The organism is Serratia sp. TSA_7 (genome assembly GCF_052692135.1).
This window is the reverse complement of the sequence record NZ_JBQZFU010000002.1, coordinates 697,702-719,052: the sequence shown is the minus strand read 5'-3', so window position 1 is coordinate 719,052 and position 21,351 is coordinate 697,702. Positions and strand designations below refer to the sequence as shown.

20 protein-coding genes are annotated in these 21,351 nt (G+C 57.8%); 10 read left to right on the top strand and 10 right to left on the bottom strand.

Annotated features, from left to right (window positions below; genetic code table 11):
- Window position 1: 1 nt before the first annotated feature.
- Window positions 2–1,198: an efflux RND transporter periplasmic adaptor subunit gene (locus ACUTQW_RS12240; RefSeq protein WP_064799735.1), complete on the bottom strand. Its 1,197-nt coding sequence runs from the start codon at window positions 1,196–1,198 to the stop codon at window positions 2–4.
- A 175-nt stretch (window positions 1,199–1,373) separates the two neighbouring features.
- Here ACUTQW_RS12240 and ACUTQW_RS12235 point away from each other — a divergent pair, with 175 nt between their 5' ends.
- Window positions 1,374–2,054: a response regulator transcription factor gene (locus tag ACUTQW_RS12235; protein WP_004947692.1), complete on the top strand. Its 681-nt coding sequence runs from the start codon at window positions 1,374–1,376 to the stop codon at window positions 2,052–2,054.
- A 5-nt stretch (window positions 2,055–2,059) separates the two neighbouring features.
- Window positions 2,060–3,376, top strand: a complete 1,317-nt coding sequence (locus ACUTQW_RS12230; RefSeq protein WP_004947689.1) for an ATP-binding protein — start codon at window positions 2,060–2,062, stop codon at window positions 3,374–3,376.
- Window positions 3,377–3,471: 95 nt separating this feature from the next.
- Here ACUTQW_RS12230 and crr read toward each other — a convergent pair whose 3' ends face one another.
- From crr to cysZ, 5 genes are all read right to left on the bottom strand, one after another.
- On the bottom strand, window positions 3,472–3,981 hold the full coding sequence (gene crr, locus ACUTQW_RS12225) for a PTS glucose transporter subunit IIA (protein ID WP_004947686.1): 510 nt from the start codon (window positions 3,979–3,981) through the stop codon (window positions 3,472–3,474).
- A gap of 49 nt (window positions 3,982–4,030) precedes the next feature.
- On the bottom strand, window positions 4,031–5,758 hold the full coding sequence (gene ptsI, locus ACUTQW_RS12220) for a phosphoenolpyruvate-protein phosphotransferase PtsI (RefSeq protein ID WP_004947683.1): 1,728 nt from the start codon (window positions 5,756–5,758) through the stop codon (window positions 4,031–4,033).
- 46 nt (window positions 5,759–5,804) lie between these two features.
- Complete coding sequence (gene ptsH, locus ACUTQW_RS12215; protein ID WP_004947679.1) at window positions 5,805–6,062, bottom strand: phosphocarrier protein Hpr; 258 nt, start codon at window positions 6,060–6,062, stop codon at window positions 5,805–5,807.
- Between the two features lie 396 nt (window positions 6,063–6,458).
- Complete coding sequence (gene cysK, locus ACUTQW_RS12210; RefSeq protein WP_004947678.1) at window positions 6,459–7,427, bottom strand: cysteine synthase A; 969 nt, start codon at window positions 7,425–7,427, stop codon at window positions 6,459–6,461.
- A 183-nt stretch (window positions 7,428–7,610) separates the two neighbouring features.
- Window positions 7,611–8,372, bottom strand: a complete 762-nt coding sequence (gene cysZ / locus ACUTQW_RS12205; protein ID WP_004947677.1) for a sulfate transporter CysZ — start codon at window positions 8,370–8,372, stop codon at window positions 7,611–7,613.
- A 221-nt stretch (window positions 8,373–8,593) separates the two neighbouring features.
- Between cysZ and zipA the strand changes: the two genes are divergently transcribed.
- The 3 genes from zipA to ACUTQW_RS12190 all read left to right on the top strand — a co-directional run bounded on the left by zipA (window position 8,594) and on the right by ACUTQW_RS12190 (window position 11,904).
- A complete protein-coding gene (zipA, locus tag ACUTQW_RS12200; protein ID WP_004947676.1) occupies window positions 8,594–9,589 on the top strand; it encodes a cell division protein ZipA in 996 nt (331 codons plus the stop codon).
- A gap of 78 nt (window positions 9,590–9,667) precedes the next feature.
- A complete protein-coding gene (gene ligA / locus ACUTQW_RS12195) occupies window positions 9,668–11,689 on the top strand; it encodes an NAD-dependent DNA ligase LigA (protein ID WP_006327075.1) in 2,022 nt (673 codons plus the stop codon).
- A complete protein-coding gene (locus tag ACUTQW_RS12190; RefSeq protein ID WP_004947672.1) occupies window positions 11,689–11,904 on the top strand; it encodes a DUF3820 family protein in 216 nt (71 codons plus the stop codon). The genes ligA and ACUTQW_RS12190 overlap by 1 nt, the downstream gene beginning before the upstream one ends.
- Before the next feature lie 29 nt (window positions 11,905–11,933).
- On the opposite strand, the gene ACUTQW_RS12185 is transcribed toward ACUTQW_RS12190, so the two are convergent.
- Window positions 11,934–12,926: a bile acid:sodium symporter family protein gene (locus tag ACUTQW_RS12185; RefSeq protein WP_006327073.1), complete on the bottom strand. Its 993-nt coding sequence runs from the start codon at window positions 12,924–12,926 to the stop codon at window positions 11,934–11,936.
- Window positions 12,927–13,020: 94 nt separating this feature from the next.
- Between ACUTQW_RS12185 and ACUTQW_RS12180 the strand changes: the two genes are divergently transcribed.
- The gene (locus ACUTQW_RS12180) at window positions 13,021–13,941 is read left to right on the top strand and encodes a LysR family transcriptional regulator (RefSeq protein WP_006327072.1); all 921 of its coding nucleotides are present in this window, start codon (window positions 13,021–13,023) and stop codon (window positions 13,939–13,941) included.
- A gap of 1 nt (window position 13,942) precedes the next feature.
- Here ACUTQW_RS12180 and ACUTQW_RS12175 read toward each other — a convergent pair whose 3' ends face one another.
- Both ACUTQW_RS12175 and ACUTQW_RS12170 read right to left on the bottom strand, forming a co-directional pair.
- Complete coding sequence (locus tag ACUTQW_RS12175) at window positions 13,943–14,419, bottom strand: FlxA-like family protein (RefSeq protein WP_006327071.1); 477 nt, start codon at window positions 14,417–14,419, stop codon at window positions 13,943–13,945.
- A gap of 59 nt (window positions 14,420–14,478) precedes the next feature.
- Window positions 14,479–15,027: a nucleotidyltransferase family protein gene (locus ACUTQW_RS12170; RefSeq protein WP_004947661.1), complete on the bottom strand. Its 549-nt coding sequence runs from the start codon at window positions 15,025–15,027 to the stop codon at window positions 14,479–14,481.
- A gap of 214 nt (window positions 15,028–15,241) precedes the next feature.
- Here ACUTQW_RS12170 and ACUTQW_RS12165 point away from each other — a divergent pair, with 214 nt between their 5' ends.
- On the top strand, window positions 15,242–16,624 hold the full coding sequence (locus ACUTQW_RS12165; RefSeq protein WP_006327069.1) for an ethanolamine ammonia-lyase subunit EutB: 1,383 nt from the start codon (window positions 15,242–15,244) through the stop codon (window positions 16,622–16,624).
- Window positions 16,624–17,415, top strand: coding sequence for an ethanolamine ammonia-lyase subunit EutC (gene eutC, locus ACUTQW_RS12160; protein ID WP_006327068.1), 792 nt, complete (start codon window positions 16,624–16,626; stop codon window positions 17,413–17,415). Before ACUTQW_RS12165 ends, eutC begins: the two co-directional genes overlap by 1 nt.
- Here the strand turns inward: eutC and ACUTQW_RS12155 are convergent.
- Window positions 17,394–18,353, bottom strand: a complete 960-nt coding sequence (locus tag ACUTQW_RS12155; RefSeq protein WP_020439531.1) for a LysR family transcriptional regulator — start codon at window positions 18,351–18,353, stop codon at window positions 17,394–17,396. The genes eutC and ACUTQW_RS12155 overlap by 22 nt on opposite strands.
- Window positions 18,354–18,735: 382 nt before the next feature.
- On the opposite strand from ACUTQW_RS12155, the gene budA reads away from it, so the two are divergent.
- Both budA and alsS read left to right on the top strand, forming a co-directional pair.
- Window positions 18,736–19,515 carry an acetolactate decarboxylase gene (budA, locus tag ACUTQW_RS12150; protein ID WP_004947651.1) on the top strand — a complete coding sequence of 260 codons (780 nt, stop codon included), beginning with the start codon at window positions 18,736–18,738 and terminating at the stop codon, window positions 19,513–19,515.
- 42 nt (window positions 19,516–19,557) lie between these two features.
- Window positions 19,558–21,243, top strand: a complete 1,686-nt coding sequence (gene alsS, locus ACUTQW_RS12145) for an acetolactate synthase AlsS (protein WP_004947648.1) — start codon at window positions 19,558–19,560, stop codon at window positions 21,241–21,243.
- Window positions 21,244–21,351 lie beyond the last annotated feature (108 nt).

The following is a 21,351-nucleotide window of genomic DNA, read 5'->3' as shown; positions in this document are numbered from 1 at the left end:
ATCACATCCCCATCGGCGGCGGGCCTATGCGCCGCGTGCTGCTTTGCGTCGCTGCGCTGACCTGGCTGACAATCACTTTTTCGCCGGCCAGCACACCGCTGATGATTTGCGCATCGACGTTGTTATTGATGCCGACCTTCACCGGGCGGCGGGCAATATTGCCCTGTTCGTCCACCACCTGCACCCAGTCGCCCTGTAACGCGGTGGCGGGGATCACGACTGCGCCTTTCGCCTTGGCCAGCACGATATACACCTGCGCGGTCATGGAAATGCGCAGCGCGCCGTCGGGGTTCGCCACGTCGAACAGGCCGTTATAGTAAATCGCGGTGCTGGAGGTGGAAGAACTGCTGGAACTGCTGCTGGAGCTCGACGTGGTGGTCTCGTCATTGATCGAGTCGGGGGCGGGCTCTATCGCCCGCAGCGTGGCGCGGTAGTGTTTGCCCGGTTCGCCGAGAATGGTGAAATAGACCGGCATGCCGGTTTTCACCTTCACCACGTCGGCCTCGGAAATCTGCGCTTCGATGGTCATGGTGTCCAGCCGGGCGACTTTGACGAGGGTCGGGGCGCTTTGCACCGCATTCACCGTCTGGCCTTCTTCAACCGGCAGCGCGACGATGGTGCCGTCGATCGGTGAAGTGATCTTGGTATAGCCGAGGTTGACCTGCGCAGTATTCACCGCGATCTGCGCCTGCACGATCTGCGCGTCCAGTGCGTTGATGTCGGCGCGGGTGGCCTCCAGCGTGGCTCTGGCGCTGTCAAAATCCGCCTGCACGCCGACGCCGCGCGCCACTATGGTCTGTTGGCGCTGATAGGCGAGCTGATTGTTGCGCAGCGCCGCCAGTTTGGAGGCGCGTTGCGCCTGTACGTTTTTCAATGCCGCTTCTGCGTCCCTCAGCGAGTTCTGCTGGGTTAAATCGTCTATCTCGGCCACCAGTTGCCCTTTATGCACCTTATCGCCCAGCGCCACGCGCAGGGCCTTTATCTGGCCGGAGACCTGCGCGCCGACGCTGACCTGTTTTTGCGCTTCAATGGTGCCATCGGCCAGCACGGTTTGTTCCAGATCGCGCGTTTGCGCTACCGCAGTGATATAACGGGGCGTTTCGGCGGTGCCTTGCGCTCTGAAGTAGAGAAATAAGGCGATAACAGCCACAATAACAGTGGGCAACAGATAGCGTTTTGAGCGTTGAAACGATGGCATGACGAAGAGGTTCCCTGGCATAAAAGCGCGGCAAAAATCTATTTGCACTAATTTAGCGCGCCGTCGGCCAGGCTGCGGTTAAGTGGCGTTCAGGAATGTGTAAGGATTGAGTAAAACCGGCTGCGAAGCAGGCAAATAGGCGTAAAAATGACGAAAATCCGCGAAGGAGCAAGGCATGAAAATTTTATTGGTCGATGACGACCTGGAGCTCGGCACCATGCTGAGCGAATACCTGACCGGCGAAGGGTTTAACGCCACGTTGGTGCTGACCGGCAAGGCCGGGGTGGAAGGCGCGTTGTCGGGCGAGTATACCGCGATGATCCTCGACATCATGCTGCCGGACATGAGTGGTATTGATGTGCTGCGCGACGTGCGTAAAAAAAGCCGTATGCCGATCATCATGTTGACGGCCAAAGGCGACAATATCGATCGGGTTATCGGCCTGGAGATGGGCGCCGATGACTACATGCCCAAGCCGTGCTATCCGCGTGAACTGGTGGCTCGCCTGCGCGCAGTGTTGCGCCGTTTCGACGAGCGTCCGGAGGAGGTGGATGACGAGATAGCCATCAGCTTCGGTGAATTGACGCTCAACCCTTCCACCCGCAGCAGCGAATGGCGCGGCAAGGCGTTTGATCTGACCGCTTCGGAGTTCAACCTGCTGGAACTGCTGTTGCGCGCGCCGGAGCGTGTGGTGTCCAAGGACGAGCTGTCGGAAAAAGGATTGGGGCGCCCGCGTGAAGCCTATGACCGCAGCGTTGACGTTCATATCAGCAACATCCGCCAGAAACTGGGCGCGCTGACGGACAACATGCTCAGCATTGAAACGGTGCGCAGCATCGGCTACCGCATCAGGTAATGCCCATGCGCGGAAGACTATTCTGGAAAATTCTGCTGGGTTTCTGGCTCACGTTTATCATCATGACCCAGGCGCTGTGGGTCGCTTTTTCCCTGTACGGCGATCGCTATGAACCCCCGGAAAATGCCGTGGCCCGGCGGCTTATCAATCTGCAGTTGGCAACGGCCGGCACTTTGCTGCGCAGCGGCGGCGAGCCCGCCCTGGAAGCCATAATGCAAGACTGGTCGGACGATGACCGGCGTTTTTTGTCGGTAACCCCGATGGCGCATCCGCCTGCGACGGTGGAGGGGCCTTTCGAGGTTCGCCGCATGCCGGAAAATATCACGGCATGGGTGCAAACGGGGAACAATAGCGGCTATCTGTTGAATTATGACGTGCGCACTCTGCGCGAACAATACCGTCCTAGCAAGCGTTCGCATTTCTTCAATATTCCGGCGCCGATGCTGTGGGTGGGCGGACTGGGTGGGCTGCTGTTCAGCGCCGTGCTGGCCTGGAACCTGACCCGGCCAATGCGCAAATTGAGCGCCGGTTTTGATCGCGTGGCGCAGGGGGATTTGTCCGTGCGGCTGTTCCCGGCGATGCGCCGGCGGCATGATGAGCTTTCTGAAGTGGCGCGCGATTTCGACACTATGGCCGAAAGGCTGGAACTGCTGGTCAGCGCTCGCGAGCAGTTACTGCACGATGTTTCGCACGAACTGCGCTCACCGCTTGCCCGGCTGCAGTTGGCCATCGGGCTGGCGCGGCAGAATGACGGCAACGTTGAGAGCTCGTTGCAGCGAATAGAGCACGAAGCGGGGCGGTTGGACAAGATGATTGGCGAGTTGCTGGCGCTGTCGCGCGCCGAGAGCAACAGCCTGCCGGACGAGGAGTATTTCGATCTTTACGGGCTGGTGGATGCGGTGGTCAACGACGCACGCTACGAAGCGCAGATCCCGGGAGTCGAGATCGTGTTGCAGGCCAGTTCCGACGTGGAGTACACCGTCAAAGGCAATGCCGAACTGATGCGGCGCGCGGTGGACAACATCGTGCGTAACGCATTGCGTTTCTCCAGCCAGGGGCAGCGGGTCACAGTGGTGCTGACGCGTATCGATCAATTGTTCCAGATCGAGGTCAGCGATCAGGGGCCTGGGGTGGAAGAGGCAAAGCTTTCCAGTATTTTTGATCCGTTCGTTCGGGTGAAATCGGCGATGTCGGGCAAGGGTTATGGGCTGGGGCTGGCGATCACCCGCAAGGTGGTGCTGGCGCACGGCGGCCAGGTTGATGCGCGTAACGGCGAACAGGAAGGACTGGTGATTACTCTGCGCATTCCACGTTGGAGTTGAGTAACGGATCCCTGGGGTGCCGCATGCGGCGCCCGCTTGTACGACAGACATAAAAAAACGGCGCCAAGGGCGCCGTTTGTCTTTCACATTCGCAATTACTTCTTGATGCGGATGATCGGGGTTTCACCAACGATTACGGTACCGGACAGTTTGATCAGCTCTTTGATCTCGTCCATGTTGGAGATAACAACCGGCGTCAGGATAGACTTGGCTTTCTCTTCCAGCAGTGCCAGGTTGAACTCGATAACCACGTCGCCTTTCTTGACGCGCTGGCCTTCTTCAGCGATGCGTTTGAAGCCTTCGCCTTTCAGTTCAACGGTGTCGATACCGAAGTGGACAAACAGCTCGATGCCGCTGTCGGATTCGATAGAGAAAGCATGGTTGGTTTCGAAAATTTTACCGATAGTGCCGTCAACCGGGGCAACCATTTTGTTGCCTGTCGGTTTGATGGCAATACCGTCGCCAACGATTTTTTCAGCGAAAACTACGTCAGGTACATCTTCGATGTTAACGATTTCGCCAGAAAGTGGAGCTACGATCTCGATAGTGCCCGTGTCTTTCTTGTCATCAGAAACCAGAGATTTCAGTTTATCGAACAAACCCATGATCTTCTCCTAAGCATTAAATTGGGCGGCGTTCCAGTGTCGTGGAAGTTTAGCAGAGCGTTTTTTCTTCGATGAATTTATTCACGCAATTCATCAGGTCTTGCGCCGTTGGCTGTGCCAAGGCTTGCGCTGCCAACGCCTTCACATCTTCGAAATTCGTATTACGAATAATTTTCTTGATGCGCGGGATTGAAATCGCACTCATGCTGAACTCATCCAGCCCCATGCCCAATAACAACAGTGTAGCACGCTCATCGCCAGCCAGTTCACCGCACATGCCGGTCCACTTGCCTTCTGCGTGAGATGCATCAATGACCTGTTTGATCAGGCCAAGCACTGATGGGGACATCGGGTTATAGAGATGAGAAATCAGCTCGTTGCCGCGATCTACCGCCAGAGTATACTGGGTTAGATCGTTTGTCCCAATACTAAAGAAGTCGACTTCTTTCGCCAGATGGTGGGCAATCACCGCAGCAGCCGGTGTTTCCACCATTACGCCCACTTCAATTGTTTCGTCGAACGCCTTGCCTTCTTCACGCAGCTGCGCTTTCAGCGTCTCGAGTTCGCCTTTCAGATCGCGTACTTCTTCGACGGAAATGATCATCGGGAACATGATGCGCAGCTTGCCGAACGCGGAGGCGCGCAAAATGGCGCGCAGCTGGGCGTGCAGGATTTCTCTGCGGTCCATGGCGATACGAATGGCGCGCCAGCCGAGGAACGGGTTCTCTTCTTTCGGCAGGTTCATGTACGGCAGGTCTTTGTCGCCGCCGATGTCCATGGTGCGGACGATCACGGCTTGTGCGCCCACGGCTTCCGCAACGGCTTTATAGGCCTGGAACTGCTCGTCTTCGGTTGGCAGCGAGTCGCGGTCCATGAACAGGAATTCGGTACGATACAGGCCGACACCTTCAGCGCCATTGCGCTCTGCACCCGCGACGTCGCGCACGGTGCCGATGTTGGCGCAGACTTCAACCTGATGACCGTCCAGCGTAATCGCCGGCAGATCTTTCAGCTTGGCCAGATCGTTTTTCTCGGTAACGTACTGGGTCTGTGCGGCTTTCAGCTGATCGATAACGTCAGCGGTTGGGTTAACGTAAATTTTATTGTTAACCGCGTCCAGAATCAGGTAATCGTCGTTCTTCACCTGCTTGGTGACGTCGCTGGTGCCTACGATTGCCGGCAGTTCCAGGGAGCGCGCCATGATAGAGGTGTGCGAAGTACGGCCGCCGAGATCGGTGATGAAGCCCAGCACTTTGTCCAGGTTCAGCTGCGCGGTCTCAGACGGGGTCAGATCGGTTGCAACCAGGATCACTTCGTCCTGGATGGAGCTCAAATCGACGATAGCCAGGCCCAGAATGTTCTGCAGCAGGCGTTTACCGATGTCGCGTACGTCAGCCGCACGTTCTTTCAGGTATTCATCGTCCAGCTCTTCCAGCGCTTTCGCCTGGCCTTCAATGATGGTGTAGGCTGCCGCATCGGCAGAAGCCAGATCGTCTTTGATAAGGGCTATGATTTCCTGCTCAAGCTCTTCGTCTTCCAGCAGCATGATGTGGCCTTCGAAGATGGCTTCTTTTTCTTCGCCGAAGGTTTCGCCAGCTTTGGTCTTGATCGCTTCCAGCTGTTCGGACGCTTTGGCGCGGCCAGCCAGAAAACGCGAGACTTCCTGCTCTACATGGTCTGCAGAGATTTTCTTCCGGTTGATGACAATTTCATCTTCTTTCAGTAGGAGAGCCTTACCAAAAGCGATACCCGGTGATACTAAAATGCCTGAAATCATAACCCTACCTTACTCTTGACTGGTTTTAACTAAAAAGACGGGCCGATTACTCAAGCTCTGCCATCAGTTTTACCAAGTGCTCAACGGCTTTCTGGTCGTCTTCACCTTCAGCAGAGATGGTCACTACGGTCCCTTGGGTCAGCCCCAGAGTTTGCAGTTTGAACAGGCTCTTGGCGCTGGCGCTTTTACCGTTGGAAGTCACGGTGATGTCAGATGTGAAGCCTTTGGCTTCTTTAACGAACTGAGCGGCAGGGCGAGTGTGCAGACCATTCGGAGCGGTAATAGTAACTTCTTGCTGGAACATTGATGTTTCCCCAACTTATTGGTGTGTTGTGGAGCTAAAGTTTAGCCCAAGGGTATTACTTTAGCTTGTCTGGTTAGCGCCTGACTATGGTACAGGGGCGAGTATGGATGCAACAGAAAACGACGAATTTGGCCCTTCAGATCAAAAAAATTTGGCTTCTGCCGTCGTTTCAATCAGCTCTCCATTATGCCGTGTTTAACGCAGCTGCGACAAACGAGTAAATCGATTCAGCTTAAACAAGGGACGGAGGGTGATTAATTTTGCGCATCGAAATAATGCACCGTTAAATACTAAAGCTGGCGGGTAAAATCAATCTTCAACTGCTATAAACTTTGATCCAGTCCACAAAAAAGCACCCCGGAAGGTGCTTTTTTAGCTATTTGTGCACAGCTGGCACTACTGTTGCAATTCTTGCTCGGTGAACAAATCGGCAAACAGCGCAGTGCTCAGGTAGCGTTCGCCGGAGGACGGCAGAATCACAACGATGGTTTTGTCGGCGAAGTCGGCTTCTTCAGCGATTTTCACCGCTGCCGCCACGGCCGCACCGGAGGAAATGCCCGCCAGAATGCCTTCTTCGTCCATCAGACGGCGCGCCATGCTGATGGCTTCGTCGTTGGTGATCTGTTCTACGCGGTCAACCAGATCGAGATCCAGGTTACCGGGGATAAAGCCGGCGCCGATGCCTTGAATCTTGTGCGGGCCCGGTTTGATTTCTTCACCGGCTAACGCCTGAGTGATCACCGGGGAATCGGTAGGCTCTACCGCCACGGTGGTGATCGCTTTGCCTTTGGTGTTTTTGATATAGCGGCTGACGCCGGTCAGCGTACCGCCGGTGCCGACGCCGGAGATGAAAACGTCGACCTCGCCATCGGTGTCTTCCCAGATTTCCGGGCCGGTGGTTTTCTCATGAATGGCGGGGTTAGCCGGGTTGCTGAACTGCTGCAAAATGAGGTAGCGCTCCGGATCGGTAGCGACAATTTCTTCCGCCTTGGCGATGGCGCCTTTCATGCCTTTTGCGCCTTCGGTCAGCACCAGGTTGGCCCCCAGCGCTTTAAGCAGCTTGCGACGCTCGATGCTCATGGTTTCCGGCATGGTCAGCGTCAGTTTGTAGCCGCGTGCGGCGGCGACGAAGGCCAGAGCGATGCCGGTATTGCCGCTGGTCGGTTCTACCAGTTCTTTGCCGGCGACCAGGATGCCGCGTTTTTCTGCGTCCCAAATCATATTGGCACCGATGCGGCATTTAACGCTGAAGCTTGGGTTGCGTGATTCAACCTTGGCCAGAATGCGTCCGTTGCCGATACGGTTCAGACGAACCAGCGGCGTATGGCCGATCGTTAATGAGTTGTCTTCGTATATCTTGCTCATAGCCCGTCCTTTAACTCTATGAAAATGTGGGGAACATCGAAAGCATACGCTAACAGTACCGGCAGGGAAGTAAAGAATTGGTATATCGATATGTTATTAGGAAATAAGTTTTAAGCACAACGATAAGGGCGCAAATTGCGCGCCCTGTCGAAGAATTAATCGTAATGCGAGGAATGAAACGGCTCAGTAACGAACGAATTGTGTACGATAACGGTCGACCCACATGGCGGTGGCGCCGCAAACCGCGACCGGCAGGATCACCAGATTAAGGATGGGGATCATGGTGAACAGGCTGACCATCGCGCCAAACTGCAGGTTGTCGGTTTTATGCTGACGCAGCGCACGACGCATGTCGGCAAAGCTCACCTTATGGTTATCGAAAGGGTAGTCGCAATACTGGATCGCCAGCATCCAGGCGCTGAACAGAAACCACAGCACCGGCGCCACCGTTTGGCCGATCCCCGGAATGAAATAGAGTATCAGCAACAGCAAAGCACGCGGCAGGTAGTACGCCAGTTTGCGCCATTCACGCGCCATGATGCGCGGCAGGTCCTTCACAATGCCGAAGATGCCGGTGTCCGGCAGCGGCTTGCCGGTCAGGCTGCCCTCCAGATGTTCGGCCAGCAGGCCGCAGAACGGCGCGGCAATCAGGTTGGTGAGGGTACTGAACAAATAGCTGAATACCAGCAGGACGGAAATGACCGCCAGCGGCCACAGCAGATAGCTCAGCCACTGCAGCCAGTTGGGCACGTGGCTCATCATGCTGGGGATCCAATCGCCCAGTTGGCTGAACAGCCACCAGAAAGCGGAGCCCATCAGCAGCACGTTGACCAGCAACGGCAGGACGACATAGCGTTTAATCCCCGGGCGCGAAATCAGGCGCCAACCTTCGGCAAAATAATGAAAGCCGCTGGTGGAGTGAGAAGGTGACTGCGTATAGGACATATCTTAAGTTATCTCGTTGTCTGAACAGGCATCGCTATCATATCGGGATGATTTTCTACTGGCTAGGGTGTCATTGGCTGAAAAAACAGCAAAAAAAGGCAGTATAATCATCTTTATTGGCATAAAGTTCAGCACGGACTTGCACTTGTGTGCTCGGGCAAATAGAGTTAAAGAGTGAATGTTTGCCGCGGTGGCAATGTATTGGAACAACAGAGATAGCAATGATGCAGGATTTGCGTCTGATATTAATCGTTGTTGGCGCGATCGCCATAATAGCGTTGTTATTGCACGGTCTGTGGACCAGTCGCAAAGAACGCTCGTCGCTTTTCCGCGATCGCCCAGCCAAGCGTTCTAAAAAAGAACGTGAACAATCCCCGATCGACGATCTCGATGAAGGCGTGGGAGAGGTGCGTGTACGCGCCGTCAACCCGCATGATGAGCCGTCGTTTGGTCATTTTGATGCCGCACGCGAAGAACCCGTGGTTGCGCCGAAGCCTGCTCCGGCGGCCGAGCCAACGCCACGTGCCGTTCAACCGGCTGCTCATCAGTCTCCGCCACCGCTGTCCCAGCGGCCGGATTATGATGACATCCTGCTGGACAACTACGCGCAGGACGCAGACGACGAGCCGCAGCAGCCTGCGCCGCGCCGTGAACCGCGCGTTGACGATCTGCCGCCTGTGGCGACTGCAGCGGAGCCGGCGTTCCGCGCCGAACCTGCGCATCAGCCGCAGCCGGAAGTGAAACCAGCGGCGGTGGAACCTCAGCCTGCTCCGGCAGCCATTAAACCGGCAAAACTGAAAGAAACCGTACTGGTGCTGCACGTTACCGCACATCAGGGTGGCGTGATCGGCGGCGAAGTTCTGCTGCAGAGTGTGCTGCAAGCGGGCTTCCAGTTTGGCGCAATGGGGATTTTCCATCGCCATATCAGCCCGGCAGGCAGCGGCCCTGTGCTGTTCAGCCTGGCGAATATGGTCAAGCCGGGTTCTTTTGATCCCGACATGATGTCCGATTTCTCCACGCCGGGCGTGTCGATGTTCATGATGGTGCCGTCTTATGGCGACGCTAATCAGAACTTCAAGCTGATGCTGCAGTCGGCACAGCGAATCGCCGACGACGTGGGCGGTGTGGTGCTGGACGATGAGCGCCGCATGATGACCCCGCAGAAGCTGGAAACCTACAAAGCGCGCATCCGCGAAGTGTTGGAAAGCAACGCCTGACCGGTAGCGACGCGCACTGAATATCCGTAACAACAAAGCCCCCGCTTGCCGGGGGTTTTTTATCTTTGATGGTGAGCCATGGAATCGATAATCCAACAAATCAATCAACTACGAACCTCACTGCGCCATCACGAATACCAATATCATGTACTTGATGCGCCGGAAGTGCCGGATGCGGAATACGATCGTCTGATGAATGAGCTGCGTGAGTTGGAAAACGCGCACCCGGAGCTGATCACCGCCGATTCACCGACCCAGCGCGTGGGCGCCGCTCCGCTGGCGGCGTTCGATCAGGTGCGGCATGAAGTGCCGATGCTGTCGCTGGATAACGTATTCGACGAAGAAAGCTTTCTGGCGTTCTACAAACGCGTGCAGGATCGCCTGAAGAGCAGCGAACCGCTCACTTTCTGTTGCGAGCTGAAACTGGACGGTCTGGCGGTCAGCCTGCTGTACGAAGACGGCGAACTGGTGCGTGCGGCCACGCGCGGCGACGGCACCACCGGTGAGAACATTACCTCCAACGTGCGTACCATCCGCGCCATCCCGCTGCGTCTGAGCGGCGACAATATCCCGCGTCGGCTGGAAGTGCGCGGCGAAGTGTTTATGCCGCAGGCCGGCTTTGAACAGATGAACGAAGAGGCGCGTCGCAAGGACGGCAAGATATTTGCCAACCCGCGCAACGCCGCCGCCGGTTCTATCCGCCAGCTCGATCCGCGCATTACCGCCAAACGCCCACTGACCTTTTTCTGCTATGGCGTTGGTCTGCTGGAAGGCGGCGAGCTGCCGCGCAGTCACTGGCAGCGCCTGATGCAGTTTAAAAACTGGGGCTTACCGGTCAGCGATCGCGCCAAATGCTGCACCGGCAGCGACGAAGTATTGGCTTTCTACCGCCAGGTGGAGCAGGACCGCGCGCAGCTCGGATTCGATATCGACGGCGTGGTGGTCAAAATCGATGATATCGATCTGCAGGAAACGCTTGGCTTTGTGGCGCGTGCGCCGCGCTGGGCGACGGCCTTCAAGTTCCCGGCGCAGGAACAAATTACCGTGGTGCGCGAAGTGGAATTCCAGGTCGGGCGTACCGGGGCGATAACGCCGGTGGCGCGACTGGAACCGGTGCAGGTTGCCGGCGTGATCGTCAGCAACGCCACGCTGCACAATGCCGACGAGATCGACCGTTTGGGTCTGCGCATCGGCGATACGGTGATCGTGCGCCGTGCCGGTGACGTGATCCCGAAGGTGGTCGGGGTGATTGAGGATCGCCGTCCGCAGGACGCGCGTGAAATAGTGTTCCCACTGCATTGCCCGGTCTGTGGTTCCGATGTGGAGCGGGTTGAAGGCGAGGCGGTAACGCGTTGCACCGGTGGGCTGATCTGCGCCGCGCAGCGTAAAGAAGCGCTGAAGCACTTCGTTTCCCGGCGCGCGATGGACGTCGACGGCATGGGCGACAAGATCATCGAGCAACTGGTAGAAAAAGAATATGTGAAGAATCCGGCCGATTTATTCCGCCTGTCCGCAGGTATTCTGACCGGGCTGGATCGCATGGGGCCGAAGTCGGCGCAGAACCTGGTCAACGCGCTGGAGAAATCCAAGCGGACCACCTTTGCCCGTTTCCTGTACGCGCTCGGCATCCGCGAAGTGGGCGAGGCCACGGCGGCCAACCTGGCGGCGCACTTCGGTGAGCTTCCAAAACTGTACGCCGCCGATATCGACGCGTTGAAACAAGTTCCGGACGTCGGTGAGGTGGTGGCGAAGCATGTGCGTCATTTCCTCGACGAAGAGCTTAACCAGAAGGTGATCGACGAACTGATTGGCGCCGAAATTGGCATCAACTGGCCGGAAGTGGTGGTAGTAGCGGCGGAAGAGATCGACAGCCCGTTTGCCGGTAAAACCGTGGTGTTGACCGGTTCGTTGAGCCAACTTTCACGCGATGAGGCTAAAGATCGTCTGACGGCGCTGGGCGCCAAGGTCAGCGGCAGCGTCTCGAAAAAGACCGATCTGGTGATTGCCGGCGAAGCGGCCGGCTCCAAGTTGGTGAAGGCGCAGGAGTTGGGTATTGCAGTGATCGATGAAGCGGAAATGATCCGCCTGCTGGGTGTCTGATGGAAAAAGAGAATCTGATCGAGATCGCCAATACCCTGATGCCGTTTGGCAAGTACCAAGGGCGGGCGCTGATTGACCTGCCTGAAGAGTATCTGCTGTGGTTCGCCCGCAAAGGCGAGTTCCCCAACGGCAAACTCGGCATGCTGATGGAAATGACGCTGGCGATTAAAATCGAAGGGCTTGACCACCTGGTCAAGCCGTTAAAAAAGAGTTGAACAGACAAACGGGCGAAAGCCCGTTTTGTTTACCCGCGCGACGCCTCTGCGTTCAGCGCCCCCTGTTTTTCCTGCTGTTTCTTCTGATAACGTCTCGCCAACACTGCGCAAGTCATTAATTGCACCTGATGGAACATCATCAGTGGCAAAACCATAATCCCCACGGTTGAAGCCGGGAACAGGATATTGGCCATCGGGATACCGTTCGCCAGGCTTTTCTTCGAGCCGCAGAACACGATGGTGATTTCGTCGGCTTTGCTAAAGCCCATCCAGCGCGCCATGTAAGTGTTCACCACCAGCACGATCGTCAGCAGGACGATGCTGCCAGCCACGATAAACACCAGCGAACCCATGCCCACCTGATGCCAGATACCGTGCGTGACCGCCTCGCTGAAGGCGGCATAGACCACCAGCAGAATCGAGGTCTGGTCGGTTTTACCGATAAGCTTGCGATTGCGTTCGATCCACTTGCCGATCAGCGGCCGTGACAAATGGCCGGCGACGAAGGGCACCAACAGTTGCAGCACAATAGATCCGACCTGTTGCAGGCTGCCGGTTTCACCGTGGACGTTCATCAGCAGCCCGACCAACAGCGGTGAGACGAAGATCCCCAGCAGGCTGGAGGCCGACGCGCTGCACACCGCGGCGGCGACGTTGCCCCCCGCCAGCGAGGTAAAGGCGATGGCCGATTGCACGGTGGCGGGCAGGATGCACAGGTAGATAAAGCCGGAATACAGCTCGGGGCTGACGTCGATCGGCGACCACCATTTAAACAGCACGCCGAGCGCCGGAAAAATGATAAAGGTGCTGAACATCACCCACAGATGCAGCCGCCAGTTGTTGCTGCCGGCCAGAATGGCTTCGCGCGACAGCTTGGCGCCGTGCATAAAAAACAGCAAGGCGATGGCGGCGATGGTCAGCACGTTTAGCCAGCCGACAAATTCGCCCCGCGCAGGCAGGAACGACGCCAGCAATACGGTGGCGAGCAGCGTCAGGGTAAAGCGGTCGGGCAGGAATCTCATGGTGGCGTACTCGAATAAAAATGATGCGCTTATTGTGGCGCTGCGGGATATAATAATTAAATTGATTTATTTAATTTATTTATGAAAAAAATACATGAATTATTCCATCAAGCAGCTCAGAGTTTTTGTCGCCATTGCCCGGCATCGCAGCTTCAGCCGGGCGGGTGAGGCTATTGGCCTGACCCAGTCGGCGGTCAGCCACAGCGTGAAAGAACTGGAAGCGGAGATCGGTGTGCGCCTGCTGGACCGAACCACGCGTGAAGTGGTGCTGACCGACGCCGGGCAGCGGCTGGCCAACCGCGTGGAACGGTTGCTGGATGAATTGCAAACCTCGTTGCTGGATGCACGCAGCTTTGGCGTGCAACGCAGCGGCACGGTGCGCGTGGCTTCCAGCCAGACCATCTCCGCCCACCTGATGCCGCAATGCATCGCCGCCGGGGAGCAGCAGTATCCGGATATTCGCATCATGCTGCGTGACCAGGCGCAACAGCAGGTGCTGCACAGCATCCGTAACGCCGAGGTGGATTTTGGCATCGTGGTGGATCCGGTCCAGGCGGTGGATCTGGACTGCGAGCCGATTCTGCATGAACCCTTCTTGCTGCTGTGCCGCCGCGATCACCCGTTCGCCGCATTGCCCGAGGTGCACTGGTCGGCACTGAACGGCAGCCGTTTGGTGTTGCAGGATTATGCTTCCGGCAGTCGGCCATTGATTGACAGCGCTTTGCGTCAGCAGGGAGTGGAGGCGCCGGTGGTGCAGGAAATCGGTCACCCGGCAACGCTGTTTCCCATGGTGGCGGCGGGTATCGGCATCAGCATTTTCCCGGCGCTGGCGTTACCGTTACCGGAAGGCGGGCAATTGAAAGTGTGTCGGCTGGTGCCGGAAATTAATCGTGCGCTGATGCTGGTGCGGCGTAAAAACCGCTCGTTGACGCCGGCTGCGGAGGTGATTTGGCAGGTAGTGGGGCAGCAGGCGGCGTTGTTGCAACAGCAACGCCGCCAACAGGTGGATTATTGAATCAGATATACACATCCACGGCATTCAGCGCGGTGGGGCGATTGACGCCATCGCCTTTGACCGGGGCGCTGCCGGAGGCGGCTTTCGCCATCTGTTCCTGCTGCTGCTTTTCCATTTCTTCTTTCTGAATACGTTCGATTTCGGCCTGCAGCATTTTGATCTGCGCCTGGATCAGCTGTTTTTGTTTTTCGATCTCTTTGGCATCGCCGCCCGAGTCTTTGAGATCAACCAGTTTTTGTTGCAGATCCTGGATCTGTTTGTTCAGCGCCTTGATGCGTGCTGAAGCGCTGCTGTCCGAGATATTGACCTGTTCCTCGCTGCCGGCGCCTTCGGTTTCTTTGGGTTTACCGCCTTCGGGCTGCTGATTGACAGGTTTGGCCATCAGCACCTGGCCCTGCTTGCCGGGGGCGCTGAAGACGTTGCTGACGCCGGGTACGGTGTTTTTTACCGGCACGATCATGGTAATGCTGGTGGACATGATGCTCTCCCTGAGTCTTGATGTTTCTGCCCAAGGTATCGGCAGCGGCGGGTAAAACTTTACCCGCGAACTTGCCGCAGCCGCGGCCAGCGCTGCAGCCAGCCTTTGTCGGCCACCCTTTGCTCGAAGGTGTGGATATCGCCGTTTTTGGCATTGAAGGTAATGGTGTCGTCGAACAGTCGCTCAAGGCCGAAAGGCGCTACCAGTTGGATGCCGTCATCGGCGTTCAGACGCGCGCCAACCGCCGTTTCAAGTTCGGTCCAAAAGCTGATGGCATCCTCGCTGTTGAGGTAGGGCGCCCGCCCGCTGCGCAGGTGCATGCGAGCCTGATTTTTCACCGACCACGGCTGCGGCAACCACTGTTGCAGCCGCGCCTCCAGCATCCTGTCGCGCTCCGCTTCCGCCCGTTGCGGATCAAAATGAATCACGTCGATGTCGTTGAGCGGTGTCGGGGAGGCATAACCGTGGAGCCGGTCCCACACCAGATTGCGTACAAATCCGGCGCCCAGACACCAGTCGTTCAGGCCGAGCCGCCGTACGGTGCGCAATACGGTCATTCTTTCGTTATCTTGCTGTAACCACTGGATAATTTGCTGCTGCCGGTTCATTACCTCTCCTTTGTTGCGGCTACTGTAACCCGAAGCGCTCGCCGGCGGAATGCAATGCATGATTTTAGTGCAGGCTCAGGCTGCCCGGAGCCTGGCGGTAATCGGCATTAACCGCATGATTTCCTGTAAAAAATAAATTCATCTGTCGACTGACTACACTTGGTACAGGGTTTGCAACTTTCGGTGATCATTCCGGGCAGAACAGGGGAGCGCTATGTATCAGGCAACGCTTAGCCGGCGCAGCTACCGTTTCAATGATTTACGCCAACTGATGGCAAAGGCGTCACCGGCCCGTTCCGGCGACTATCTGGCGGAGGTGGCGGCGGAGAGCGCGGAGGAACGCATGGCGGCGCGCCTTGCGCTGGCGGAGGTACCGCTGAAAACGTTTTTGCAGCAGGTGCTGGTGCCTTACGAAGAAGATGAGGTCACGCGGCTGATTATCGACAGCCATGATGCCGTGGCTTTTGCGCCGATCTCCCACCTGACGGTGGGGGATTTCCGCGACTGGTTACTGAGCGAGCAGGCGGACAGCGCAATGCTGGCGCAGGTCGCCGCCGGGATTACGCCTGAAATGGCGGCGGCGGTGAGCAAACTTATGCGCAATCAGGATCTGATCCTGGTGGCGAAGAAGTGCCGGGTGGTGACGCGATTTCGCAATACTCTCGGCCTGCCAGGCCGCATCAGCGTGCGCTTGCAGCCCAATCATCCGACCGACAGCCTGCAGGGCATCGCCGCCAGCATGCTCGACGGCCTGTTATACGGCAGCGGCGACGCGGTGGTCGGCATCAACCCGGCCAGCGACAGCTTGCCGCTGCTGGAAAAGCTCAATTACATGCTGGATGACGTGATCCAGCGTTTCGCCATTCCCACACAGTCTTGCGTGCTGACGCACGTCACCAACACGCTGCGGCTGATGGAACGCGGCGCGCCGGTGGATTTGGTGTTCCAGTCGATCGCCGGCACAGAAGCCGCCAACACCGGCTTCGGCATTAATCTGGCGCTGCTGGCGGAGGCGCAGCAGGCGGCGTTGAGCCTCAATCGCGGCACGCTGGGCAATAACGTGATGTACTTCGAAACCGGGCAGGGCAGTTGCCTGTCGGCCAATGCGCATCACGGCGTCGATCAGCAAACCTGCGAGGCGCGCGCCTATGCGGTAGCGCGCCGTTTCTCTCCGTTGTTGATCAATACCGTGGTCGGATTTATCGGCCCGGAATATCTGTATGACGGTAAACAGATTATTCGCGCCGGGTTGGAGGATCACTTCTGCGGCAAGCTGCTCGGCCTGCCGCTGGGGTGCGACGTGTGTTACACCAATCATGCGGAGGCGGATCAAGATGACATGGACACGTTGCTGACGCTGTTGGCCACCGCCGGATTAACCTTTTTGATTGGCGTGCCGGGAGCGGACGACATCATGCTCAATTATCAGAGCACCTCCTTCCACGACGCGTTGTATATCCGCGAACTGCTGGGGCTCAAACACGCACCGGAGTTTGCCAACTGGTTGGTGAAAATGCATATCACCGACGAACTGGGGCGGCTGCGTGACACCGCCGCCAATCACCCGCTGTTGCTGGCGCTGCAGGGAGAGAGTTGATGAATAAACCGGTTCACGTCAACAGCTGGGACGCGCTGCGCGCCTTTACCGATGCGCGTATCGCGTTGGGTCGCACCGGCGCGAGTCTGCCCACCGGCGAGCTGCTTAAATTCGGTCTGGCGCATGCGCAGGCGCGCGATGCGGTACACCAGCCGTTCGACAGCGATACGCTGGCCGGGGCGTTGCAGGAGAGCGGCTGGCAGACGCTGACGGTGCACAGTCAGGCCGCTGACCGCACCGCCTACCTGAGCCGGCCGGATCTGGGGCGGCGGTTGGCGGCGGACAGCCGCAGTCTGCTGCTGGGCCTGCCGGACAAGGCGGCCGATCTGCTGCTGGTGGTGGCGGACGGTCTGTCTTCCAAGGCGGTGCACCGTCAGGCGTTACCCTTGTTGCAGGCGCTGCGGCCTTATCTCGATCTGTTGGGGCTCTCCGTAGCGCCCGTGGTGCTGGCGCATCAGTCGCGGGTGGCGCTGGGGGATGATATCGGCGAGTGTCTGCGGGCAAAAGCGGTGGCGATATTGATTGGCGAGCGGCCGGGCCTGTCCTCGCCGGACAGCCTGGGAATTTACCTCACCTGGGGGCCGAACACCCGGCGGCGCGAATCGGAGCGTAACTGTATCTCCAACGTTCGCCCGGAAGGGCTGGATTACCCGCAGGCGGCGTTCAAACTGGCGTGGCTGCTGGAACAGGCGTTCCAGCGGGGTCTGACCGGGATTGAACTGAAAGACGAAAGCGATAACCCGGCGTTGTATGGCCGGGTATTGCCGCTTCATTCCCAGCTGGGGGGCTGACCGATACTTTGCTGCAGCAGGGCGGTGAACGCGCTTAAGCGGGCGGAGATCTTGGCCACCGGCCGCAGCAGGTAGATACCCTGTTGTTCCTGGCGCGGATCCTCCAGCACTTGATGCAAGCGGCCGGCCTGGATATCCGGGCCAACCACCCAGTTGGGTAAAAAGGTGATCCCCAGTCCAAGCAGCGCCGCCTGGCGCTGGGCGGTGAAGTCGTTGCAGCGCAGTACCATACTGCAGCGGTTCAGTAGCTGGCCGCTGAGGATTTGCGTCCAGCAGGCCGGCTGCTGTTTATTATAACGGGCAATCAGCCGATGTTCCGGTAGCGCGTTCAGGTCCCCTGGGCAGCCATAGCGGGCGATATAGTCGGGGCTGGCGCACATGACCCAGCGCTGAGTGGCTATTCGGCTGGCGTACAGCCCGCTGTCTTTCTGTTCGCCGATGCGGATGGCGGCGTCCAGTAATTCCTGCGTCGGATCGGTCTGGCGCTCGGTCAGATCCAGATCGACAAACAATTGCGGGTAGCGTTCAGCCAGCGTCGGCAACAGCGGCAGGATGTAGGTCTTGCCAAAGGTCGGCAGGCAACTGATGCGCAACGTTCCCTGGGGGACATCACTTAGCGAGGCCAGCTCTGCGCGGATGTCGGTGATGTCCGACAGCAGCGCCGCCGCCCGCGCCTTCAGCATTTCTCCGGCATCCGTCAGCATCAGGCCGCGCGTCGAGCGGATAAACAGCGTAGCGTCAAGAGCGCTTTCCAGCGCGTCTATGTGGCGAACCAGCGAAGAGGGCACCATACCCAGTTTGCGGGCGGCAGCGGAGAAGCTGCCCTGCAGGGCCACTTCGAGAAATATCGGCAGATGTTCAACATAGCGGGCGTCATTCATCTTTGCATTATATGCAAAAGCGTTTCTTATGAATACCAGGTTCTCTGCCCACCGCATTGCGGTTACTCTTTTTCTGGGGCTTACGGACGGTAAGAGCGAACCGGGATCCCGCCGCAAAGAGAAAAATAGATAAACCCAGCGGATTTTAGACCTTAAAACAACGCCATTTTCCCAGGCACCGCCATGCGCCTGCGACAGTGATTGCTGCTTCAATACCAGAGTAAACGTTCAATTTGACGCTGTGCCCGCCAACAATGATTAGTGAATCTAAACCGTTGTTGAGGTTGAGTGTCGCCGGCCTGCCGTGCCGGTTTTTTTGTCGCCGTTGGCTGAATCGTTCCACCTGAACGCGTCGTCGGCGACATCTTTGCTTACCTTTCAGGTGGGCATTTTTGAACGCGCGGGGGCATTTCGCACCGTGCTGGTGGAGGAGTACGTAATGAACGAAAAGCAGGGTTGTTCCTGTGCGCACCATTTGGTGCAGGGTTTCGCCCGGCAGTCAGTGATTGCCGGGGAGGGCGAAATCTATCAAATCTCGCTGATGAGCGCGTTAATCAGCGGCGTCTACGAAGGGGAAGTGACCATTGCCGAATTGCTTCGGCACGGTAACTTTGGCCTGGGCACCTTCAACCACCTCGATGGTGAATTGATCGCCTTTGATGATGAAATTCATCAACTGCGCGCCGACGGCAGCGCGCGACCGGCCAGGCACGATCAGAAAACCCCTTTTGCCGTTGTCACCTTTTTCCAACCCAGCGTTACCCAAAGCTTCGATCGTCCTATCACCAAAGCGCAACTGCACCAGTGCATTGATGAGCAGGTGGCTTCGCCGAACCTGTTCTGCGCGGTGCGCGTCGACGGTGAATTCAGCCACGTGGAAACCCGCACCGTGCCGCGTCAGGAGCGGCCCTATCGCCCGATGCTGGAAGCAATCGAGGAGCAACCGACCTTTGCCTTTCTCAAGCGGCAGGGAACCCTGGTTGGCTTCCGTTCGCCGGACTATATGCAGGGGGTCGGCGTAGCCGGTTATCACGAGCACTTTGTTACCGACGATCGCAGCGGCGGCGGCCACGTGCTGGATTATCAGCTCGACCACGGTCGCCTGCAATTTGGGGTGATCACCCGTCTCAATCTTCAATTGCCGCATGATGCGGATTTTCTGCGCGCCGACCTCTGTCCGGAGGATTTGGACCGCGCGATTCGTTCTGCCGAGGGTTAATTCCGCGACAGCCGTTGGTGTATTTTTCAGGAGGTGTGTTCCATGAACAAGGCAAAAACAGACAATAACTGGGCGTGTGGCGCAGATTTGGTGGTGAAAAATCTGGAAGCGCAGGGCGTCAAATACGTGTTCGGTATTCCGGGGGCGAAAATCGACCGGGTATTCGATTCGCTGGAGGACGCGCCGTCGATAGAAACGGTGGTGGTTCGGCACGAGGCCAACGCGGCGTTTATGGCGGCGGCGGTCGGGCGGTTGACCGGTAAGGCGGGGGTGGCGCTGGTGACCTCCGGGCCTGGCAGTTCCAACCTGATCACCGGGCTGGCGACCGCCACTTCGGAAGGGGATGCGGTGGTGGCGATCGGCGGTGCGGTGAAGCGCGCCGATAACCTCAAGCAGACCCACCAGAGCATGGATACCGTCAGCATGTTCCGGCCGGTGACCAAATATTGCGCCGAAGTGCATGCCGGCGTGGCGATTTCCGAAGTGATCGCCAATGCTTTCCGTCATGCCGAGTTTGGCCGGCCTGGGGCGTCGTTCATCAGCTTGCCGATGGACATCGTGAACGAACCTGTCAGTGCGCCGGTACTGGCGGGGTGCCGCCTGCCACGCATGGGGGCCGCCGCCGCCGATGACATTCGCACGGCGGTAAAATTGATCCAGCAGGCGAAGTGTCCGGTGATGCTGTTGGGTCTGCAGGCCAGCCGCCCGGAAAACAGCGAGGCGGTGCGTCATCTGTTGCATCGCACCCATATGCCGGTGGTGGGCACCTATCAGGCAGCGGGGGTGATCGACGTCAATCATTTCGCCAGGTTTGCCGGCCGCGTCGGGTTGTTCAACAACCAGCCGGCCGATCAACTGTTGCAGAAAGCCGATCTGGTGGTCAGCGTCGGCTACGGCCCGATCGAATACGATCCCTGCATGTGGAACAGCCAGGGCAAACTGAAGCTGGTGCATATCGACGTGTTGCCGGCGGATATCGATACCTGTTACCGCCCGGACGTGGAGCTGGTGGGGAATATCAGCGCGACCCTGGATATGATGACCGAAGCCTTCAGCGCCGTGGTGAGCGTGCCGGCAGAGGTTGAACTGATCCTCAGCGATCTGGGGCGGCAGCGTACCGAACTGGCGGAACGCGCCGCACGCCGTGGCGGCATGCCGATCCATCCGCTGCGCATCGTGAAAGAGCTGCAGGATATTGTCAGCGACGACGTCACGCTGTGCGTGGATATGGGCAGTTTTCACATCTGGATCGCGCGTTATCTCTATAGCTTCCGTGCAAGACAACTGCTGATCTCCAACGGCCAGCAGACTATGGGGGTGGCGTTGCCGTGGGCGATTGGCGCAGCGCTGGTGCGCCCGGGGGACAAAGTGGTGTCAATCTCCGGCGACGGCGGTTTTATGCAGTCGAGCATGGAGCTGGAAACCGCGGTGCGGCTGAAAAATAACATCGTGCACGTGATTTGGGTGGATAACGCCTACAACATGGTGGAAATGCAGGAGGTGAGTAAATACCGACGCAAATCCGGCGTGGAATTTGGCCCGATCGATTTTAAAGCCTATGCGGAATCCTGCGGTGCGGTAGGGTTTGCCGTGCAGTCGGTAGATGACCTGCGACCGATGCTGCGCAAAGCGATGGACATTCAGGGGCCGGTGGTGGTGGCGATCCCGGTCGACTACGCCGACAACTACAAACTGATGGCGCAGATGAACTTCAGCCAGATGATTTAATTTCATTATGTCGGTTAACCACGGGGAGCGGCCTTTGCGGCGCACCCCGTTTTTTATGCTCGAAATTTGTGCTTTACAACCCTAACTGCATGATTTATTGGTATCCGT

What these genes read in the sequence shown, in the direction of transcription:
- ACUTQW_RS12240 (WP_064799735.1), bottom strand. Translation starts at nt 1,198, where the DNA reads ATGCCATCGTTTCAACGCTCAAAACGCTATCTGTTGCCCACTGTTATT.
- ACUTQW_RS12235 (WP_004947692.1), top strand. Translation starts at nt 1,374, where the DNA reads ATGAAAATTTTATTGGTCGATGACGACCTGGAGCTCGGCACCATGCTG.
- ACUTQW_RS12230 (WP_004947689.1), top strand. Translation starts at nt 2,060, where the DNA reads ATGCGCGGAAGACTATTCTGGAAAATTCTGCTGGGTTTCTGGCTCACG.
- crr (WP_004947686.1), bottom strand. Translation starts at nt 3,981, where the DNA reads ATGGGTTTGTTCGATAAACTGAAATCTCTGGTTTCTGATGACAAGAAA.
- ptsI (WP_004947683.1), bottom strand. Translation starts at nt 5,758, where the DNA reads ATGATTTCAGGCATTTTAGTATCACCGGGTATCGCTTTTGGTAAGGCT.
- ptsH (WP_004947679.1), bottom strand. Translation starts at nt 6,062, where the DNA reads ATGTTCCAGCAAGAAGTTACTATTACCGCTCCGAATGGTCTGCACACT.
- cysK (WP_004947678.1), bottom strand. Translation starts at nt 7,427, where the DNA reads ATGAGCAAGATATACGAAGACAACTCATTAACGATCGGCCATACGCCG.
- cysZ (WP_004947677.1), bottom strand. Translation starts at nt 8,372, where the DNA reads ATGTCCTATACGCAGTCACCTTCTCACTCCACCAGCGGCTTTCATTAT.
- zipA (WP_004947676.1), top strand. Translation starts at nt 8,594, where the DNA reads ATGATGCAGGATTTGCGTCTGATATTAATCGTTGTTGGCGCGATCGCC.
- ligA (WP_006327075.1), top strand. Translation starts at nt 9,668, where the DNA reads ATGGAATCGATAATCCAACAAATCAATCAACTACGAACCTCACTGCGC.
- ACUTQW_RS12190 (WP_004947672.1), top strand. Translation starts at nt 11,689, where the DNA reads ATGGAAAAAGAGAATCTGATCGAGATCGCCAATACCCTGATGCCGTTT.
- ACUTQW_RS12185 (WP_006327073.1), bottom strand. Translation starts at nt 12,926, where the DNA reads ATGAGATTCCTGCCCGACCGCTTTACCCTGACGCTGCTCGCCACCGTA.
- ACUTQW_RS12180 (WP_006327072.1), top strand. Translation starts at nt 13,021, where the DNA reads ATGAATTATTCCATCAAGCAGCTCAGAGTTTTTGTCGCCATTGCCCGG.
- ACUTQW_RS12175 (WP_006327071.1), bottom strand. Translation starts at nt 14,419, where the DNA reads ATGTCCACCAGCATTACCATGATCGTGCCGGTAAAAAACACCGTACCC.
- ACUTQW_RS12170 (WP_004947661.1), bottom strand. Translation starts at nt 15,027, where the DNA reads ATGAACCGGCAGCAGCAAATTATCCAGTGGTTACAGCAAGATAACGAA.
- ACUTQW_RS12165 (WP_006327069.1), top strand. Translation starts at nt 15,242, where the DNA reads ATGTATCAGGCAACGCTTAGCCGGCGCAGCTACCGTTTCAATGATTTA.
- eutC (WP_006327068.1), top strand. Translation starts at nt 16,624, where the DNA reads ATGAATAAACCGGTTCACGTCAACAGCTGGGACGCGCTGCGCGCCTTT.
- ACUTQW_RS12155 (WP_020439531.1), bottom strand. Translation starts at nt 18,353, where the DNA reads ATGCGGTGGGCAGAGAACCTGGTATTCATAAGAAACGCTTTTGCATAT.
- budA (WP_004947651.1), top strand. Translation starts at nt 18,736, where the DNA reads ATGAACGAAAAGCAGGGTTGTTCCTGTGCGCACCATTTGGTGCAGGGT.
- alsS (WP_004947648.1), top strand. Translation starts at nt 19,558, where the DNA reads ATGAACAAGGCAAAAACAGACAATAACTGGGCGTGTGGCGCAGATTTG.